Source organism: Liquorilactobacillus capillatus DSM 19910 (assembly GCF_001434915.1).
GTDB lineage: Bacteria > Bacillota > Bacilli > Lactobacillales > Lactobacillaceae > Liquorilactobacillus > Liquorilactobacillus capillatus.
In genome coordinates this window covers 24,420-40,997 of sequence record NZ_AZEF01000012.1, presented here as the reverse complement: position 1 = coordinate 40,997, position 16,578 = coordinate 24,420, and the positions used below count along the sequence as shown (strand labels likewise).

Annotated in this window: 13 protein-coding genes; 2 read left to right on the top strand and 11 right to left on the bottom strand. The window is 37.4% G+C overall.

Translation table 11 applies throughout. The features are described from left to right. The first annotated feature begins 290 nt into the window (after nt 1-290). Nucleotides 291-881, top strand: a complete 591-nt coding sequence (locus tag FC81_RS03035) for a hypothetical protein (RefSeq protein WP_057742885.1) — start codon at nt 291-293, stop codon at nt 879-881. After that, a complete protein-coding gene (locus FC81_RS03030; protein ID WP_057742883.1) occupies nt 881-1,072 on the top strand; it encodes a hypothetical protein in 192 nt (63 codons plus the stop codon). The genes FC81_RS03035 and FC81_RS03030 overlap by 1 nt, the downstream gene beginning before the upstream one ends. A 110-nt stretch (nt 1,073-1,182) precedes the next feature. On the opposite strand, the gene FC81_RS03025 is transcribed toward FC81_RS03030, so the two are convergent. From FC81_RS03025 to FC81_RS02980, 11 genes are all read right to left on the bottom strand, one after another. Beyond that, entirely contained in the window at nt 1,183-2,379 is a 1,197-nt protein-coding gene (locus FC81_RS03025; protein ID WP_157054685.1) for a GH25 family lysozyme, read from the bottom strand. A 51-nt stretch (nt 2,380-2,430) separates the two neighbouring features. Further along, nucleotides 2,431-2,898 carry a phage holin gene (locus tag FC81_RS03020; RefSeq protein WP_057742879.1) on the bottom strand — a complete coding sequence of 156 codons (468 nt, stop codon included), beginning with the start codon at nt 2,896-2,898 and terminating at the stop codon, nt 2,431-2,433. Nucleotides 2,899-2,911: 13 nt separating this feature from the next. Next, entirely contained in the window at nt 2,912-3,160 is a 249-nt protein-coding gene (locus FC81_RS03015; protein WP_057742877.1) for a hemolysin XhlA family protein, read from the bottom strand. Nucleotides 3,161-3,235: 75 nt separating this feature from the next. Further along, entirely contained in the window at nt 3,236-3,703 is a 468-nt protein-coding gene (locus FC81_RS03010; protein ID WP_057742875.1) for a hypothetical protein, read from the bottom strand. 18 nt (nt 3,704-3,721) lie between these two features. Then, complete coding sequence (locus tag FC81_RS10865) at nt 3,722-3,898, bottom strand: hypothetical protein (RefSeq protein WP_157054683.1); 177 nt, start codon at nt 3,896-3,898, stop codon at nt 3,722-3,724. After that, complete coding sequence (locus FC81_RS03005) at nt 3,895-4,368, bottom strand: hypothetical protein (protein WP_057742873.1); 474 nt, start codon at nt 4,366-4,368, stop codon at nt 3,895-3,897. Before FC81_RS03005 ends, FC81_RS10865 begins: the two co-directional genes overlap by 4 nt. Nucleotides 4,369-4,380: 12 nt before the next feature. After that, nucleotides 4,381-4,647 carry a hypothetical protein gene (locus tag FC81_RS03000; RefSeq protein ID WP_057742872.1) on the bottom strand — a complete coding sequence of 89 codons (267 nt, stop codon included), beginning with the start codon at nt 4,645-4,647 and terminating at the stop codon, nt 4,381-4,383. After that, nucleotides 4,647-5,087, bottom strand: a complete 441-nt coding sequence (locus FC81_RS02995) for a DUF1617 family protein (RefSeq protein WP_057742870.1) — start codon at nt 5,085-5,087, stop codon at nt 4,647-4,649. The genes FC81_RS03000 and FC81_RS02995 overlap by 1 nt, the downstream gene beginning before the upstream one ends. Nucleotides 5,088-5,196: 109 nt before the next feature. Continuing rightward, nucleotides 5,197-11,274, bottom strand: coding sequence for a phage tail protein (locus FC81_RS02990; protein WP_057742868.1), 6,078 nt, complete (start codon nt 11,272-11,274; stop codon nt 5,197-5,199). A 3-nt stretch (nt 11,275-11,277) separates the two neighbouring features. After that, nucleotides 11,278-12,129: a phage tail domain-containing protein gene (locus tag FC81_RS02985; protein WP_057742867.1), complete on the bottom strand. Its 852-nt coding sequence runs from the start codon at nt 12,127-12,129 to the stop codon at nt 11,278-11,280. A 48-nt stretch (nt 12,130-12,177) separates the two neighbouring features. After that, entirely contained in the window at nt 12,178-16,557 is a 4,380-nt protein-coding gene (locus FC81_RS02980) for a tape measure protein (RefSeq protein ID WP_057742865.1), read from the bottom strand. Between the last annotated feature and the right edge of the window lie 21 nt (nt 16,558-16,578).

The following is a 16,578-nucleotide window of genomic DNA, read 5'->3' as shown; positions in this document are numbered from 1 at the left end:
TATGCCGGCTGCAGGCGTTCTTAGAAGAATATAGACTAATATGATAATTAACAAATACCGGTTTTATAGTATTTTTAAGTTCTCTACTATTATATAGTAATGTGTTATTTTGTAAAGCGATGCAATTTTGTTGCAATTGGTTGCACAAAAAATAAGCCCCCATCTCAAATGAGACGGAGGCTTTTACTGCACGCATAAATAAATTTTAAAATAATAGCACATTTATGTTGACGTTTCTTTATGTGTGCGTTACTATAGTCTTGTAAGATAAATACGAGGAGGAAATTAAAATGAAAATTGAAAAATTGAACTTGGAAAAAGCTTTACAGAGCGAATGGAAAGAATGGAAAAACTATGGTAAGAACCGTCTTTACTTCAATGTTGAAGAATCACCACTTTTAGACTTAGGTTTTTACAAATCAGGAAATATCAATTTTTCAGAATTTAAGGGTGAAAAAATTTCTCACGCAGAGGCTGGCAAATTAGTCGCATCTAAAATTTTCATTGACCTTGATACAAACGAGCTACATGTTGAAGCCGCTGGCGATGAAGATATGTTAGACGAAATTGCAAAAGCTGCTATTGAAGAAGTTGAAGAAAAGGAAGATGAAGAAAAGATGGCAAAGCTAGAAGTTGAAGTTAAAGAAACTGCTGAAGGCATCACAGGAAACATTTTGGACATGGAATTAGTAGGCGACAACCGTGAAGACTGGGCTGCTTTTTCAGACCTCTTCAATGACTCGATAATGAGTGAAGATGAATACGAAGATCTTTGTGATATTTTCAATCAGCATTCGACCATTGAAGGTGTATTGAAAGACTTGAAAGAACATAAACTCATTGAAGACTATGAATTTTTGGAAGGGGAAGACGAAGATTGATGATAGCCGATCCAGATATGATACAAAAACTGCTAAATAGTGATTTGTCTGGCTGGAAGATTGAAAAAGAGACCGGTGTGTCCCGCAATGCGATCCTTGAGATGCGGCATGGGCGTAGGAAAATTAAAAATCTTCGACTTGAGACAGCAATCAAGCTTACCGCATACGCTAGCAAAAAAATTATAGATTAATGAGCACAAAAAATAAGCCTACCCCATTTGAGAGATAGGCTTTTCGATGTTGAATCGATTAAACGTGTTGTTGCTTTACGACTGACCGACAAAAATGTCGGGCAGTTATATTATCTAAATGTTCCCAGTGGTACTCCGTTTTCCCGTACTGCAATGTAATGATGATAACCAGCGCAATTTACATAGCTAATATATACATAGTTGCCACGTACATAGTAACCGTCATACTTAACGGACTCGCCTGGATAGTATGTTGCTCCGGTCGGTTTTACTCCTGGATAAGCAAACACTCTCAAAGCTGTTTTAGCTGTGAATGTACCGTTCTCGCGGTTAATTGTATATCCGTCATCATTAAATGTTCCAGAAACGTTGTTAGATATGCTTTGAGTTTGAGCCTGCACCTTAACTACATCTGTACGATTTACAGCAGACATAATTTCTTTAATTACTACACGATTGCCACTAGCAGATAGAACGTGATAGTTCTTATTCTTTGCGAACTTAGGAATCGTAGTGTTGGATCCGTAATACTTATTTGCTGCCGTTTTAATATAAACGGTATCGCCTGCATTTAACTTATCTGTCGTAGCTGTAGCAGTTCCGTTATGGATTGCTTGTGCAGGGCTTGAAGCGTTAGACGTGCCAACATGATAATACTTATCATTGTAGTTTTGAGAAACGTCAAAATTGCGACCAAGCATATTCCAAAATTGAAAATCCGATCCCCACTGCCATGAGTTATTGGTTGAATTGCGTGTTCCCGTTGGTATGCCAGGATAACCAGCAATCCACCCTTTATTTGCACTATTTGTACTAAAGTGATAATTATTCCAGCTTTCACTAGTATAAAGATCAGTCGAGTAATACCCTAATTTATTTAATTGCTTGTAAAATATGTCATTAAATAGATTATTTTGTGCGAAGGTGTAATACAAAGCTGTAGATTCGCTATCATTTACCATTACAACGTGTTTGTCAGAAGTAATTGACTTTACATAATTTGCAAAATAATTAGCTTCGTTAATAGAATCTTGAACGCTGGTAAGATGGCTGAAATGATAGAAGTTCAGTGCAAGACCAGCCTTATCAGCGTTTTGTGCTTGCGATTTAGCGTATGGGTTTTTATACCAATCACCTTCTGTCGCTTTAACAACAACTGCTTTAACACCTTGCGACTTCATTTGTTGATAATCTGAAACAGATACGTAACCGTTATTTGAGCTAACATCGACCATATCAGCACGAGGCTGCGTCACTGACTGAGTCATTGCATGCGCTGAATTAGCCCACAAAAATGGAGCAACCAAAATGGCTGCCCCAATCAATATTTTTTTAATTTTCAAAGGATTACCTCCTAGTTAGTCTTGAACATTTTGCATAGCAGCTAATTTTTGTTGCTTGCTCTGTAATTCTTGCTGTTCCTTAGCGATCTGATCCTCTAACTCTTTCTTTTGAATTGCCTTTTCATCAGCGGTAAGCTCTGCCTCAGTTTTCTGTGGGTATACCTTTTCCAAATTAGCGGACAAATCAGCGTAGGCTTTCTCAACTGCGTTAGCTACAATATCTTGGTCAGCTTTGGTAAAGCCTAACTTAGCTAACCCTTCTAGCACAAATTGAACAGCTTTACTCTTTTTGAGTTCTCCTTCTAAGTATTGATCTACGCCTAATTTTTCAACTGCGACCACAGCCGCTTTCGCCAGCGGCCCAATCGCATTCAAAACTGCAAGTGCTGTTTTATTGTTAAGCAAAGCCTTTGCAACAAAGCCACCAATCACTGGAATAGCTACTACTGCAATGCTAATAATTAAATCTGCTACATTATTCATAAATAAATTCCTCCTAAATAAACTTTTCGACTAAGTACAAGGCGATCGGAATCACGATAGCCACAATGGTCGTGCGCCAGTTCCATTTGTTATCCGACTTGATATCTTTGATATCCTCTGCGTTCTGTTTGGACATTGCGTAGGCTTTATCAGCTTTCTCACCAATTTTATTAAGCCCAGACGTATTTGTTTCAACTTTCGCTAAGCGCTGTTGAATATCCATCAGAAGTTCAATGACATTTACATCTTCTTTTTCCTGCAACTCACCACTTCCTTTTTCCTACCCGCCCACCACTATTTTTGTGTAAAAAAATAGCCTAGCTTTGAGCTTGGCTTATTAGCTATTTGTCGTCATATAGACAATGTTGATTGGTAAAAACTGCTGTGCTGTAATAGCACCTGTACTAGAAGCTTCAATAGTCCAAACTCCATCACTACCTGAACAATGCCACCTCAAAGTATTGCTTCCTGCTGTTGGTGAAATTGCATATACACTGTGATCTGGCGCTACACTCGAAGGAATACCAAATGCTGACCCTACATTGGTTAAGTTTGTTGCGGCTCCTTTAAGTTCTACTAATTTAATATTCCCCATTTGTATATAGCGGTAAGTTAAAATTGTTGCATCATTATAGTTTTTACCACCATTATAAAAAGTAACTCCAGCACTTGACCAACCTGTAAATGCAGGAATATTTCCAATATTATTTAAATTAGGCTTGTTGGTAATATTAGAATAATCTGTTTGAGGTAAAATTGTATTTCCATCTTTATCGTGTAATTGAACTGTATTAGCATTTGCCATTTTATTATCAAAACCTTTCTATTTGTTCTCTAATCGTGTAATACGTGCTTTAATGCTATTTAATTGAGACAGTTGAGAGTTAATGTTATTTAACTGATTTGATAATCCATGTACGCTATCAATTGAACTTTCAACATAACATTGGTGTTCATCTCCATCTGCATCAACATATGTTAATCCAACAATTTTTATCATATAGTTACACTTCCTTGATCAATAATTGAAATTTTATCTACCGTTGTACTTTCATATCCTGTTTGAACATCTGGAATAGTTACATCACTAATTTTTGTATAACTAATATTAAGTCCACTATTCGTACCCAAATCTCTTAATTTAAGTGAAACTAAATCTGTACTAAATTTATCTAAGTCAAGAAATTGTGGTGTTTCAGTTTGTTCTTCATCTAATCGAGCTTTTAAAGTGGAATAAGTTTTACCATGTACATCAATTCGTGCATCTGTAACTTCACTAGGTTGTGGAGAATTTTGTATTTGTTGGTTAAAACGTAAATCATAACCAGCCATAACACCCTGTAGCCATGCATTTAAGCTGCTTCCATAATTATTAAGCTTGGACCAGTTACGGTTATGAGAGCTATACATCTCGCCACCTAGCAATGGAGATGGTTCATATTCAAGACTGAGGCTTGGTAATTCTGCCATAATTTAACCTCCTTATTGTGCTGTAGTCGGTGTTGCTGTCGGTTCTGTATATGCTGTAAGCGCAGCTAACTTTTTACGCCCAATTTCTGTAAGTTGTTTCTTGTTGTAGTCATCAAAAGTCTTATCTTGCTCTAAGTCTGCCGGCAGTAATCGAAGATAAGCATTAATGCTATTGCCAGAATTATCAGTGTCATATGAAACAAAACCGATGTTAACTGCTGCAGTGTTACCATTATTGTCAAATTGATAGTTTAAATTGTTCAAATTAATTGCTAACATTATTTATTTTCCCCCTCAAAATTCTTTTCCAACTGCGTCAAAACAAGCTCGTAATTTTCAGCATCTGATCCTGAAAGCTCATATTCATAATTTACTAAAGCATCATATAGAGCTTTTAGCTTTTTACCATACTCTGTGAATTCAATAATCACTTCTGAATCTGTAAGTTCATCAAAAGCTTTATTTACGTCTTCAAGTTTTTTTCCTTCTAGCAACTGTAGTTTGCTATCTTTCCCTACCACAAATTTGCCATGGTCGTCTTTCTGAAAGTATTCGCCACGAATCTCATCAGCATCTTTATCTTGTTCTTTTGCTTTTTCACTCAATCTTTCAACCAATCGAGTTCTACCGATGCTTGCCAAATTTTTAAGCTTAAGCTTGATTAAAAAGTTTGCTAAATTTACAATTTGAAAATTTTTGAATTCTAAAGTCTTTGTCATTTTATTTTTCCTTTCTTGTATCTCTGTTACTATTAGCGTGTTTGATGTCTTGATTCATTTTTACGAGACTATAAAAATAGCCGCCATATCCGGCGACTACTAAATCTTATTAAGCTGCTAACTTCTCAACTTTCTTTTTCAAGCTGTCTATTTCTTTTTGCTGCTGTTGTACTGTATCAATTAATCCTGTAATCAAGTTACTTTCATTGACTCCAGTCCCTTCATCGTTAATAAAAATATCATCTAGTTTAAACTTCTTTTTATTGTTAACATTGTCGATAACTTGCCCATAATGGAGCTTATTACTGCTTGCTTCATCTTTATAATGATATGACGCTAAGTCGATGTTTAGAATCTTATCAGCTAATACACCAAGTTCCAGTTTAGTAACATCTTTCTTGACGCTTAAGCGTGACCTATGCGTTAAGCTATCGTACGTAACATCACCAGCTAGCAGTTGTCCTCTTCCGCCACTATTATTCCAGTAATAAAATTTACCTGTTTCGTTGAACCAAGAACCACCATCTGTTGAAAATCCACCGAAATGGAATTTGTGGCCATTAGTATCGAACCAGATATCACCTGAAGCAGGAACAAAATGAACATCATTACCTGAATTGTAAGCTTTCAGTTGCTTACCTGATCCAAAATAAGTTGTTGATGTCAACTGAACATCATCTAAAAATGTCGTTCCAATAAAACCATTTGTGACACCAACCCCCGTTGGAGAGTATAAAAGACCACCAACGGCTGCGGCATCTTCAATTGAGGTACTACCATCAACAGGAGACAGACTTCCAATTCTGACCTGATCACCGCCATAAGGATTTCCCCACCACTGTTGTGGAGTTAATCCGATTAATATGCCAGACTCACCACTCCCCTTTGCGGTAGCCTTTTGATAGTTCCACCCAAAGCCACGTACATATCCTTGAATCTCTGTCTCGTAATCGCTTGCGTTGTTTGAAGTGTGCCCATTTAACTTTACAGGTGTTTGCATCTCAATACCGCTTTTAGTTACGTTTATGCCCCACTTCAATCTAGGATCAGTATCGTAATTGCCAATATGCATGTAATCCTTAGCGTTCACAATATTGGTCTCAATAACCCCATTTTTTATCCACGTATCTTGACCACCACTAGACTGATGAATACCATTTTGATCTATCCACGTGTCCATACCATTACCTGTTTGGTGTAGCCCAGCTGTGGTAATATAGTTTCCTGTCAGCTTATTAACAGATAGATTAGTAATCATAGCATCTGAAATAAACGCATTTCCACCAAACACAACGCTAGCTGCGTCTAAATACAACTTACCTTTGCCGTTCGAGACTTGAATAAGTGTATTGCCACCAGCCTCCTGGTTCATTTGAGAAATGACATTACCTTTGCTTACACGCAAATTTATATCATTTGAGAGCTGAGTAATTTTAGAATTATAATCATCAGTTGACACTTTAGTTTGCACTACGTTAGCTAGTTGAGTAACTACGCTTGATTCAGCCTTATTAGCAACCGTTGACTGAATACCACTTATTGTTTGATTGATATTTGTAAACTTACTATCTGCATCACTCTTATTATTAGTAACAGTTTGAGAAATACTGTCAGCTTTCTGACTTACACTAGAAAGAGCTGTGACGGTAGCTAAATCTGCATCCGCAACTGAGTAATCAGTAGCTACATTACCCTTTTCGAGTTTTTCCATTCCCAAGTTCCATTTTTCACTTTGAATGCCTTTATCAACATGATATACAGCAAAACTAGTGTTACTTGGAGCTGTTGCTGTAATTTTAATTGTTGTAGTAACACCCGTATTAGGTGCTGTGTCACCAACAGCGGTTGAAATAAGATTCCCAGAAGTGTTATACCAATCTATTTTTATCTTAGCTGCTCCTGAGTTTGTACTCGGAATATTAACTGTTGCTTGTCCTGTGTAGGGTTGTCCCGGAACGATACCAGTTACTTTTTGAGTAAAGCCAGCATATCCTCCAGTAATATCCTTTACTGGAACTAAAGAAGCACTTGTACCTGTTAATAGATTAGCCCCACCTATTTGAGTATTATTAACCTGGTTTTGCAATTTTGTTACATTACTGTTTATTCCATCAGCAGACTGTTTAATCTGTGATTGAGTATAAGTTTGAGTAGCGTAAGGAGTAAGCATATTTTGAACATCGTTAGCTGATACTTTTTGAGTAATAGCATTAGCATTAGCTGTAATGTTACTTTCAGCCGTAGAAACTCGTCCAGTTAAATTGTTCACATCTGTTGAGTTAGCTTTGAGAGCTATATCTTTACTATTCTGGCTAATTGTAGTTCCCTGTGTGTTAACCGTACCTTTCAGAGTATTAAAATCAGTTTGACTAGCTTTAGATGATATATCTTTAGCTGTCTGAGTCTTATCTGTCGTGTAAGTAGAACTATCTACCTTATTCTGCATATCGCTAGATAGCTTAGTAGCTGTCTGCTTAACAGAGCTAATGTTATCAGCATTATCTTTAATATCAGATTGCATCGTTGTAGCTGATTGTTTAAGCTGCGATATATCCCCTGTATGAGATGAAACGGTATTAGTTATACTATCGACCTTTTGAGAAACTGCGGAGAAATCATTTTGATTAGCCTTATCTGCATCTGCCCTACTGTAATCAGTAGCAACGTTACCTTTTTCTAACTTTTGAGCATAAAAATATACAGAGTTGCCTACATTGCTCCATGTGCCATGTGGTTCAATTCTTGTTGCATTATAGGTATTTCCATCTCCAATAAAAGTAACAGAATATCTTACATAATCATCAGTAACAGATGCTGTTAAATATTTTCCCAGCGCAATTCCAGAGTCATTTGAAGTATAAAATGTTAAATACATATTGCCTGATGAAGCACCTTTAGCATAAACTGAAACAGTATAGGGTACATTTTTCTCAAATGTAATACTTTGATTGTTTCTAAATGAACCCCAATTTGTAGTTGACTTTACTATAGAAAAGCCAGGAACTTCACTATCGGTTATAAGTGTTGCATTCGCAGAATACCAGTACTGACTATTAAAATTTTTTGTACCTGACCATAAGTTAGCTCCACCAATTTGAATGCTATCAAGCTTAGTCACCACATTAGAAATACTGTTGGCGGTCTGTGTCTTATCAGATTGGTAAACTGTAGTATCAACTTTACCCGACATCTGTGAACTTAAGCTATTTGTGGTTTGTTTCAGTGTTGAAATATCACCAGTTGCCGTTGACATATTACTCTCTAAGCTACCAGCTCTAGCCTTTAATGAACTAATGTCTCCATTGGCACTAACCATATCTGCACTGAGTCCACTAGCCGTTGTCTGTAACTCAGTTACATCACCTTTAGTATTAGCTAAATCCGTTTTGATTCCATTAACCGTACTGTTTGTAGTATTAATATCTTTACCATTCTGAGTAGCTAAATCAGATATGGTTTTTAAACTAGTCTTAGTATCAGACAAGTTCTGTGAAACTTTAGATAAATCAGACGACACGTCAAAAATAGTTGTTTGATTATCTGAAATTGACTTTTGCAAGTCTGCTTTAGTATCACTCAAATTCTTATTCACTGTGTCAATACTACTGTCAAGGCTTGTAATTTTATCAGTATTACTACTTGAGGCGTCCAATGCTGATTTAGCATTGGTTAAAGCTGTTTGGGATTGAGTTAATGCTGTACCACTGTCAGATTTAACTTGTGCAACGACAGGTGCCAGGTTATCAGCTACTTGCTTAGCTGTATTGGCTGTATTTGTTGCAAAGCCAGCTTGCTGAATAGCTTGATCACCTTTTGCGTCTGCTGCATTAGCTGCATCTACCGCTGTTTGAATACCCTCTTTAGCATCATCTACTTGTTTATCTACATCAACTAAGTGTCCTACCATGTTATCCATAGTCAAAGTATTGTTGATATTAACCCATTCTCCGTCAGACCATACACTAGTTAGCACTTTTTGGTCCGAGTTAGAAATATACTTGTTAACTTCATTCCCATTCCTGGTCGTGTCATCTGCTGCCGGTTCTTCTGCAATATCACTTTCCAATGCTGATAAGGTCATTATGCCGTTAGGCTGATCTACGCTTTGTTTGCGAATAGGCTTAGTCCACAAATCACCATTTTTTATAACATTTTCAGCACTGTTGGACGGATCCGTAGCAGTGTAATAATTTACAATGCTTGTAGTTGCTCTGTTCAAAGCCTCGTTGGCCAAGGCGTTAACTGCTTTAATTTGCTTATTGATATTAGCGTCCTGGTTCAAAACCGTGGCTGGCAAATTGGCAAAGGTTAGCTGAGTAGGCTGCGTGTCATCGAACGGATACCAGGTGTAACCGATAATGGAAACATCTGTAGTAAAGTCCATCGGCTCTACGGTCAAGTGCCTTATTTCCCCCGCAACTGGCATCTCATTTTTGTCATTAGTAACTTCAATAGCTACAGTTGGATCAGGACTTAACACCGAATTAAGCACATAGTTTTCCATGTTTTTTTCTATTGTAAAGTTCTCATTACTGTAATCATCCGCTGGGTGTAGTCCCCATTTTTTTATGCTAGTTGCATCTTGCACTATTTTAGGTGAGAAAACATACTGAGTAGCTGTGTTGTCACCTGTGTTGTCAAGTGCTTTAGGGAATATCTTTACACTGTTAGTAATACTTGTAGAATCAACCGTAAGCTTAACTTCACTAGAATCATGGATATAATCAATCCGTCTACCGTAGCTTTTCTCAAATGCGCCTTTGGTGTATACACCTATTTCTTTGTTATTAGGATAAATTACTACTCCATCATCTGACCATGTTGAGATAATCTTGCTTAGCATATCAGCACCACTAGTATTACCTAGATCAGTGATCTGTTGTTTAGAGAAATTACCATACGTCTTGTAGGTAAAGCCAAAAGGATTAGCTGTTTTATCATTAAGATAAAAACTCAATACATCTGCCGGCGAGTTATAAGTTAGCGTGCCTGTTTTTACGTTGCGTTGTCTTACTCGTGAAATTTCATTAAAGACATGTATAGCAGTTACTTGCTTATAGTCGACCCCATTAACCGAGTCGGGTATGCAGCTCTTAATGATATACTCCTGGCCATTGAAAAATACACTGCCCTCAGTAGTTATTAGCGCGTATGCGAGCGAGTTATCCTGTACAGCGGTAAAAGCAACTTGGAAAGTGCTGTTTTCCTGCCATTGAACATTGAAAGTATTTCTCTGAATACAAGCCATTGATAAAGGTGCTACCTGGTCATTATGCAGAGCTTTAACCTTTACAACCTCATCAAAATCACCATCATCATCTTCACGAGTATAAATCTTTGATGCACTTTCATTTACAAGTATGGAACCATGTCGCATTTTGAATGGGCCATTAACTGCTGATTGCACAGACCAGTTGGTGAGATCGCTTATTTGAGCTTCACGATAGACTACCCCAGCGCCTTCTGTCTGATCTGAATAAAGTCGCACATTATCGCCACCAACTACCAGGTACGGTCCTTCGGTCCAGCCAACAACTGGGTTACTTTTCTTCCCGTAAAACTGTGGTACGGGAGCAAAATTAGTTTTGATAGGTTTGTACGGCCCTAATAGATTATCTGATTGAAATAAATAGTTACCTGCAAAGGCTAAAATATACTTATCATTGATAATCTTGACATCGCCGTCAATAATGTTACCAAAATCAAAGTTATAAGATGATAAGTCAATATTGATAGATTGTTGTAAGTTAGTTGCTGCATCAGTTTCTGGGTTGAAATCAGCCATGTACAATCTCATGTTGTACTGATTATAGTCACCTGCCGCATAGACAATATGATAGTTGCCATCTTTATCAAGTACAAATTCAGGGGCCCAAACCGTTTTAAAACTACTTGTCTTAATGGGCAAATTAAGAGTTGTGAAGTCTACAAAATCCTGTGTCTTGTACATATCAAAAGTGCCAATTAAGTAATACCAATCGCCAATTTTAGTAATGTCACCATCTCGCAGGTTGCCTAGATTATCAAGATAGGTGAGTAAGTCCCAATCACTGCCGTTGTTTGACACACACAAGCTAGGTCTAGCACCCCAAGGATTAGTATTAGTGGTTGCTTCTTCAAAACCAAAATAAAAATATTTATGTTGAGCTATACTAGCTTTGATTTCTACTGCTTCTATTTTAATCACCTCCTATCCTATATAAATAAATTTGAAATGAAATAGGATATCCAAGTCACCAATTCCAGCCACTGAAAACTCATTCCAGCCTGGTGCAAGTGTTAAATATCCATAGTCCGTATTATTATTGTCGATATTGCCGTTTTTAAATGTGTTAATTCCGTCTAATAAAATAGTATCGCTACTGGTTGTCTTGCCGGTGTAACTCCATTCTTTTCCTGTTGTGTGATTGATTAAACTAAAACCATATCCATCGTGTTTCATAATCAACTGTAGTTGATGATTTTGATAATATGGATCAATAGTAATATCACTAGCATTCCATACTCTGAAATTGGTAGGATTAACAAATTGATAAGGAGCTTGCTGCACGTAAGGCATATTCATACCTACCTGCCACAGCTCTGATTGATAATCTTTAATGTCATCACAATACCCAAGCGAATACTTGTAGCCGCTAGGATTATCAAACGGTATTGTAAATAAAGCATCATTTGCTCCAGGACTTATCGGCTTAATTTCGAATGGGGCTGCCCTGACATATTTGACTATTGCAGGCTCGGCATCAGTTCTTATTCTTATCAACTCTTTTGTCATAAACTTTCTAAAAATATTTGCTTTAGCAAATTTATACTCATAATAGTCTCCAAAATGAACGCAGAATTCAGCATTAATTATATTTTTTTGAAACGTAGCATAATTAAAGCTGTTCCCATCCTTAGCTGAGTCGCTCAAATAGGCGTTAGCTATGCTGGGGTTTTCATCATCTCCCAAAAACTCTAGTCCTGGTGCAATACTTTCTGCATCTATTTCTGGTTGATTGCCTATTTTAATGTACAGTTTTGCATCTTTTATTTGTATCACCTCTTTTTCAAGATAAAAAGGGTTTGGAGTCGAAATATAAAGCTTTCATTAGTACGTTTGGATATTTTTGAACTTTGAATCTAAAGCTTGTCTACGATACAAATCATCTTTTGAAAACGCACTGTCAGTTGTAGCCTTAATTTGTTGTTTCATCAACAGTAATACTGTGTCAAACTTTTCCGAAATTATTTCTATTTTTTGCGTTAGGTTTTCAATTTGTTTATCCTTTTGGTCAGATAATTTTGAAACAACATTTTGCCCGCTAAATTGGCCATCGGCATAATTATCAACAACTTCTTTCAGTAGTGACCAAGCTCTTGCGCTTTGCCCAACCATTGGAATGACTGCTTCTTTTTTATTCCCTTCGGCAACTTCAATCATTTGATTAGTGCCTATAATTCCGCCATTAGCATAACCTAAAGGGCCTGAAACTCTGGCAAACATATGAGGACCGCGCCCATAGGTAGCAGCAGCATAGTGAATACCAGCAAGTAAGTCGTCATAACCGTTATAGACATCACCGTGACCAGGGAACTTATTGGAATTAAAGGTAGGTCCAATAGTCTGAACAAGCCCCATAGATGGCACACCTTTTTTAGCATTGCTATCCCACAAGTTAATTGCTCTAGGATTGCCATTAGACTCACGAGCAATAACTTTCATCCATGCATTTACTTGACTGCCAGAAGCTGAAAAGCCATTTGCTTTAAGAGCTCTTACTACGTCTTTTCTCCATCGAGCTACACCAGCACCGCCCGGATTTCCATGGGCACCACCGGCATCACCAAAACCGCCATCTGCATTGTTAAATAAGTCTTTAATCCATTTTGTGGCATTCTTGGCTACTGTTGCAGGAAAATGAGTAATAATGTCTGAAGCTAGACTAATGTCGCTTGATATACCGCCAACAAACTTTTTAAATACTCCACTCAGAAAGTCGATTGGATGCGCTATGATCTTATCTACATCATCTAAGATATCTTTACCTTTATCCCACATACCTGAGAAGAACGAACCAATGCCTTTGCCCTTCTTATACGCAGGAATACCCAGCATTTTAGCAAAACTAGCAGACCTATCGCCATCAAGAACACTAGTACCCTTGGGCAATGGTACAATCATGTTTCTGTCTTTAGGAAACATACCGATTTGACCGCCGGGCAACTGGTACATTTCACGATAATTAGCTCCTTGACCGTCGTTTACTAGCGCCAGTCCGCCTTTGTGCGTATCTTTAGTGCCCTGTGCATAGCTAGGCATCGATACACTCCAACTACCACCAATCTTATCTGCTCCAACTTTGTCAAGTACCCAATTAATACCTTTTTTCAAACCAGATAACATATCATTGAATGGTTTTAATACGCCACGAACAATATCAGTAAATGACCGATGAACCGCGCTCACAGCCCCGGATACAACGCCTTTTATTTTGTCAAAAATAGACTTAAAAGTATTTAATATGTCTCCAAGTCGGCCACCCGTTAAGCTATTAAGTTTGTCGTACATGCCCTTAAAAATATCTTTTTGAAATTTAGTCAAATTTCTTGCAATATTTTTTAAGTCATTCCCAACTTTGTTCCATTTGCCATGCATGATGTCATTCCAAGTGCTTGTGTAATCTTGCGTAACTTTATAGCCGTCTTTAAACGTTGCTTTATTTTTTGACATCATGTCTTTAACAGTATCGGTCGTCCATGATCTCATGTTATTGAATTTATTAGATATGTCTTTAGCATGATCCTTGGTCCAATTACCAACAGTACTGATACCATCTTTAAACGTTGACTTAGTAGACTTCCACATATTTGAAGTATGATCAGTAGCCCATTTTTTCATATCACCAAATCTGGCAGCTACTGTTTTAGCTCCATCTTTAGTCCCGTTGTAAACTACTTTCCAGCCATCACCAAAAAGCTTTTTTGTGTCTTTCCAAGTATTTGATACATGATTAGAAATACCCTTTTTCATGTTGCCAAACCAACCTGTTACACCTTTATACATATTAGTGACAACTTTTACTGTATCTTTCCACAAATTTTTAAAAAACTTAGTTACATTTTTCCAGCAATCTTGTGCAGCCTTAACTAGTCCGTTTACAAACTTTCTAAACTTCGCGTTATGTTTATACAGTTCAACCAATGCCGCTACCACAGCCACTATAGCTGTAACAATCAAAATAAAAGGATTAGCTTTCAAAAAATTGAATGCTAATTTAAGACCAGCCCCAGTTACTTTAGCAGTTTTTAAAAGCCCAGCCATTGCTAGCTGAGCTCCTTTTACAGCAATCTTAGCCGTAAAGCTAATTCCTTTTCCTATTAACTTCCCTGTACCCTTAATGCCAGACCATAAAAGAGACACTGATTTTTTAGCACCAGACCAGGCAATCTTAGCAGTCCATTTTAATGACTTCCAAATTGCTGAGGCTGTGCCCTTTATCGCTCTAGCGAATAATGTAAGCTCTTTTTCTCCCTCGGTTCCATCTACTTTGGGCTTGAAGATCATTCTTTTACCAATATCTGCCAATTTTCCAGAGGTATCTTTTAGCATACCTAGTCCATTAAAGGCAAGAGCTAAACCAGAAATAGCTTTGCTAGCCAACAATCCATTTGCAGCAATTGCTGCAAAAATTTTAGGATGATCAGAAGCGAGTTTCCCAACAATTTTCAAAACAGGTTCAAGATCCTTTAAAGTTTGCACTAAAACTGAAAAAGATGTTTTAGAAGCTGTCTTTAGGGAAGAAAATAGTTCTTTTATCTGGTCCTTGTGAGCAACAATCGTTGCACCTAATTTATCAATTCCGGTTTGCAAATTGAATAAAAAACTGTCTAGCCCATTTCCAACGTCAAACTTTTTTCCACCAAAAGCTTCCATAATGTCTTTCATTTGAAGCTGGAGTGCATCCCCAACTGCAGCAAATTCCTTCTTAGTCTGCGGATCTTGAATCCATTTTGTAGCTTGTCCAATCAGTGGAGACTTCATGTTAGCGATCGGTTGGTAGATAGCATTAACTAGCGCTGGCATTTGAGTTTTGATTGAACGTTCCATACCAGGTATTGTTTTCATAAGGTTTTCTGACGCTTTTTGGTATTTATCACCTAAACTGTTCATTACAGCTTCCGCATCTTTAGCACTGATTTTTCCGGCACTCATTTGTTTTCGCAACTCACTCATCGTTAGTTTCGAATTCTTTTGCTGCCTTTTCTCGAAATCTAACATTTTTTCAGCATACATAGGTAACTGATCGTTAATCATATTAAAGTCGCCTAGTTGCATCTTGCCACTTGACAGCATGTGGGTGAAGTTTGTGCCTAATCTAGTTACGTTCTCATCTGATAAGTTTAACGTATCACCCAAAGTCAAAACCGATTTTGTTAGTTTTTCAGTTTCAGGGGCATTATCAAAAACATGATAAAAAGATTGATTAAGTTCATCGACTATATCAATATTTTGATTATATGCTGTGGCTAATTTATTACCTATATTAACCATGTTGGTCCCAGCACCATCACTACCTGTCAAAGTATCCCATGTAGCTTTCATCGTTTGCTGCTTATTGTTGTACTCTACAACTGAATCTTTAAGCTCGGAAAAATGTGCCTGGATAGACGCAAGGACATTGGTTATCCCATTAGCGACTAAATGAGCTCCTAAAATTGTGCCAAACAAATGCGAAGTCTTTTCAGCTTTATCATTGACATCTGTTAACTTTCCCTTTATTCCATCCATGAAACCACTAGGCTTTTTATTCATAGACTCTCGTAGCTCATTCATTTCAGTCTTAGTTTTAGCCATTGCCGTTCCAGTCTCATTTAATCGAACTTGCTGCCTTTTATAAGCATCACTAGTGGCTCCTGATTCATTAGCGACCCGCTTTAGCTCCTCTTGTTGCTTAGAGTATTGCGATGAAAGGTTTGCTAAGGACTGTTTTAAACCGCTCATTTTAGCTTTGTTGGCTTCTTCTGCCTTTCCCTCAGCTTGTAGTCGCTCTACAAAGCTCTTAGAAACCTCGTTCGTTTGTCGATAGCCCTTTTGCAGTTCGGCAAGACCGCTTGTGTAATAGGTCATGCTGGATTTTGCCCGTTGCTGTTGTGCTTCATACGATGCAAGTTGTTTTGTTGATGAATCAATTTGTTTCTGCAGTTTCAAATACGTTTCAGCATCTTTTTGATTCTCGACATCTAATCCGGCCTGTCTACTCTTAAGTTCATTTATTTTTGACTTCTGTCGTTCAATGACATCTGAAAGCCCATCATATTTAGCTTTTATTGCGCCAGTACTATCACCAGCACTTTTTAAAGCTGTTTCTTGTGCTTTCCAAGCATTTGTAGCTGAACTAACAGCACTTTGAAGTCCTTTTAAACTGTTCGCAGCTGAAACCGTATCTATCGCAATACGAGTAGCCATTTCATTTTGAACTTTTACCATGAATTAACCTCCTTCCCAAAT

What these genes read in the sequence shown, in the direction of transcription:
- FC81_RS03035 (WP_057742885.1), top strand. Translation starts at nt 291, where the DNA reads ATGAAAATTGAAAAATTGAACTTGGAAAAAGCTTTACAGAGCGAATGG.
- FC81_RS03030 (WP_057742883.1), top strand. Translation starts at nt 881, where the DNA reads ATGATAGCCGATCCAGATATGATACAAAAACTGCTAAATAGTGATTTG.
- FC81_RS03020 (WP_057742879.1), bottom strand. Translation starts at nt 2,898, where the DNA reads ATGAATAATGTAGCAGATTTAATTATTAGCATTGCAGTAGTAGCTATT.
- FC81_RS03010 (WP_057742875.1), bottom strand. Translation starts at nt 3,703, where the DNA reads ATGGCAAATGCTAATACAGTTCAATTACACGATAAAGATGGAAATACA.
- FC81_RS10865 (WP_157054683.1), bottom strand. Translation starts at nt 3,898, where the DNA reads ATGATAAAAATTGTTGGATTAACATATGTTGATGCAGATGGAGATGAA.
- FC81_RS03005 (WP_057742873.1), bottom strand. Translation starts at nt 4,368, where the DNA reads ATGGCAGAATTACCAAGCCTCAGTCTTGAATATGAACCATCTCCATTG.
- FC81_RS03000 (WP_057742872.1), bottom strand. Translation starts at nt 4,647, where the DNA reads ATGTTAGCAATTAATTTGAACAATTTAAACTATCAATTTGACAATAAT.
- FC81_RS02995 (WP_057742870.1), bottom strand. Translation starts at nt 5,087, where the DNA reads ATGACAAAGACTTTAGAATTCAAAAATTTTCAAATTGTAAATTTAGCA.
- FC81_RS02980 (WP_057742865.1), bottom strand. Translation starts at nt 16,557, where the DNA reads ATGGTAAAAGTTCAAAATGAAATGGCTACTCGTATTGCGATAGATACG.